Genomic DNA, 3,149 nt, shown 5'->3' on the forward strand with positions numbered 1-3,149 from the left:
ATCGCCGGGATCCATCGTCCGCCGACGCGGAAGCCGACGGCGCGCGGCAGGTCGTCGGGGTAGGGGACGCGCCACCACGCGGCCAGGTACACGCCGTTCTCCACCGCCACCTCGCGCACGTCGCCGCCGAACGCCACGCGCACGCGGTCCGCGCCCTCCGGCGCCGTCTCCCACGCGGTCGCGGTGCCCACGCCGCGCTCCCCGTCCGTCATCGTCCAGCCGTCCCCGTTGCCGCTGGAGCCTTCGACCCAGCCGCCGTCCGTGCGCGCCACGCAGACGCCGTAGAGGTACGGTGCTCCCGCGGGCCGCGTGTCCAGCAGCACGTACGCGTCGTCCCCGTCCGCGGCGGAGGCGACCACGCGGCAGTGCGCGGATGGAAACCCGTCCAGGGCGGCGGATTCGGGGGTGGAGAACGTCGCAGGCGGCATCGATCCAGGTCAACCGGGAAAACTGCATGTCTCACACGGGGCCTGCGGCCAACGGAGTCAACGGTTTTTTCTTTCGATCCGTTACCGTTCACCCCGTTGGCCGCAGGCCCCGTGTGAGAATCCTTTTTTCCTTCTGCGGGGTGCGGACCTCACGCGTCCGTGGGCGGGGCGCTCATCACCTGGCGCACCTCGATGGGCATGTACATGGGCGCGCCGCCGGGACCCGGCACGAGGGACGCCTCGGCGGCGATGCGGAACGCGCGGTCGGCGCTCTCCACGTCCACGATCCAGAAGCCGGCCAGGAACTCCTTGGTCTCGGGGAACGGGCCGTCCGTCACCACGGGCGCGCCGTCCTGCCCCGCGCGGACCACGCGTGCCTGGGCCGGCGGGGTCAGCGCCCGCACCTCCACGTACTCGCCGGCCTCCATCAGCCCGCGGTTGAGCCGGTTCCAGTAGTCCAGGTGCGCCTGCCAGTCCTCCGGTGCCCACTGGAGGTGCTCGTAGTCGCCCGAGGCGTTCTTCACGTTCATCATCAGCAGGTACTTCATGGTCGGGTCTCCCGTCCGGGGATGCGGGCCTGTGGCGAGTCCGCCGTCCATGGCGCTCGCGGGGGATAGTCGGAGCCGCGGGGACGTTCTCTACATCCGCCCGTCGGGGCCGCGGAAACAGGGGTGGACAAGGCTTTCGCGCACGGGTCTGCTTCTTGCCCCCGGGAGGCCGGGAGCCGCCCAAGGTCAACGGCGGCTGTACCTTCCGCGCTCACCCGAATGGTTCTCGCTGAACTCAAGTCCGCCACGGCCGCCCACCACGCGCGCGTCGAGGCGGCAATGCCGTCGCTGGACGAGATGGCCACGCACCGCGGATACGCCGCCACCCTGCGCGCCCTGCACGGATTTCATCGGGCGTGGGAGCCGGCCATCTGGGCCACGCCGGGGGTGATGGAGGCGGGGCTGGGCGCGGACCGCCGCAAGCTGCCCCTGCTGGAGCGCGACCTGCGCGCCCTGAACCTGCGTCCGCTCCCCCTTCGCGCGCCACGCCCGGCGCCCGCGGGCGCGGCCGAGGCGCTGGGCGCCCTGTACGTGCTGGAGGGCGCCACGCTGGGCGGCCGCGTGATCCACCGGCGCATCGCGGGGCCGCTGGGCATCACCCCCGCGCGCGGCGGCGCGTACTACCACGGCTACGGCGAGGAGACGGGCCCCGCGTGGAAGACGTTTGGCCAAGCGCTGGAGCGGTGGGCGGAGCGCACGGGCGAGGGCGCGCGCATCGTCGCGGGCGGCGTGGCCTGCTTCGCGGCCCTGGAGGCGTGGCTGGCCACGCCCGGCGTGCTGGAGCCCCCGGCGCTGCGGGCCGCCTCGTGAACCACACCCGCCCCGTTCCGCTGCGGCCGGACGCCGACGCGCCGGTGCCGTTCGTCTCGCCGGACGCGCGCATCGACCTCACCAACTGCGACCGCGAGCCCATCCACATCCCCGGCGCCGTGCAGCCGTACGGCGCCCTGCTGGGGCTGCGCGGGCCGGACCTGCGCATCGCACAGGCGAGCGAGAGCGTACGGACGCACCTGGGCGTGGACGCGCGGCAGGTCGTGGGCCAGCCCGTCGCGGCCGTGCTGGGCGACGGGGCCGCCGCGCAGGTGCGGGACATGGCCATCTCCATGCAGGACCGCGCGTTCGCCCGGCTGCGCATCGTTCCGCCGGACGGCCGGGAGCGCGGCTACGACGCCACGCTGCACCCCAGCGGCGGCCTGGCCGTGCTGGAGCTGGAGCCCACGTCGCCCGACGGCCGCGTCGTGCCCGAGCAGTTCGGCGCCATCATGCGCGGGGTGACGGAGCGGCTGGAGCGGGCTGACTCGCTGCACGAGCTGGCGCAGGGGATGGCCGAGGAGATGCGGGCCATCACGGGCTTTGACCGCGTGTGGGTGTACCGCTTTCACCCCGACTGGCACGGCGAGATCATCGGCGAGGCGCGGCGCGACGACATTGAGACGTGGCTGGGGATGCACTACCCCGCGTCCGACATCCCCGCGCAGGCCCGCGCCCTGTTCCTGCGCAGCTGGGTGCGCGCCATCCCGGACCTGCACTTTGTCCCGTCGCCCCTGGTGCCGCAGGACAACCCGCTCACGGGCCGGCCGCTGGACCTGGGCAGCTCCGTGCTGCGCAGCGTGTCGCCCATCCACGTGCAGTACCTCACGAACATGGGCGTCACGGCCAGCCTGGTGATCTCGCTCATCCACCGGGGCCGCCTGTGGGGGCTCATCTCCGGCCACCACTACACGGGCCCCAAGCACGTGCCGGCCGACGTGCGGGCCCTGTGCGAGTTCCTGGCGCAGGCGCTGTCGCTGCAGGTGGGGACGGCCGACCGGCTGGACGACCGCGAGCACGCCCTGGAGGTGCGCGCCGCGCAAAGCCGGCTGCTGGCGCGCCTGGCCGCGGACGAGCCGCCCGAGCAGGTGCTGACGACGGGCGAGGTGACCATGCTGGACGTGGCCGCGGCCGGCGGCGGCGCCGTGGTGCGCGACGGCCGCGTCGTGCGCGTGGGCCGCACCCCGGACGACGGGCAGATGGCGGAGCTGCTGGCGTGGCTGCGCGGGCGCACGGACGACGTGTACACCTCCACGCGCCTGGGCGACGACCATCCCCCCGCGGCGGCGTACGCGTCCGTGGCCAGCGGGCTTCTGGCCGTGCCGCTCAGCCGCGACCGGCGCGACTGGGTGCTGTGGTTTCG

The 3,149-nt window shown here is 74.1% G+C and carries 4 protein-coding genes; 2 read left to right on the forward strand and 2 right to left on the reverse strand.

All coding sequences use genetic code 11. The features are described 5' to 3' along the window. A partial coding sequence (locus VFZ20_RS04625) for a hypothetical protein (protein ID WP_329682662.1) occupies positions 1–428 on the reverse strand: 428 nt, incomplete at its 3' end. Between the two features lie 149 nt (positions 429–577). Next, on the reverse strand, positions 578–976 hold the full coding sequence (locus VFZ20_RS04630; RefSeq protein WP_329682663.1) for a YciI family protein: 399 nt from the start codon (positions 974–976) through the stop codon (positions 578–580). Between the two features lie 219 nt (positions 977–1,195). Here VFZ20_RS04630 and VFZ20_RS04635 point away from each other — a divergent pair, with 219 nt between their 5' ends. Both VFZ20_RS04635 and VFZ20_RS04640 read left to right on the forward strand, forming a co-directional pair. Next, positions 1,196–1,786, forward strand: a complete 591-nt coding sequence (locus VFZ20_RS04635) for a biliverdin-producing heme oxygenase (protein WP_329682664.1) — start codon at positions 1,196–1,198, stop codon at positions 1,784–1,786. After that, positions 1,783–3,149: GAF domain-containing protein (locus tag VFZ20_RS04640; RefSeq protein ID WP_329682665.1), on the forward strand; the 1,367-nt coding region annotated here is incomplete at its 3' end. The genes VFZ20_RS04635 and VFZ20_RS04640, both read left to right, overlap by 4 nt.

This window comes from Longimicrobium sp. (genome assembly GCF_036280135.1).
In the GTDB taxonomy this organism is placed as follows: domain Bacteria; phylum Gemmatimonadota; class Gemmatimonadetes; order Longimicrobiales; family Longimicrobiaceae; genus Longimicrobium.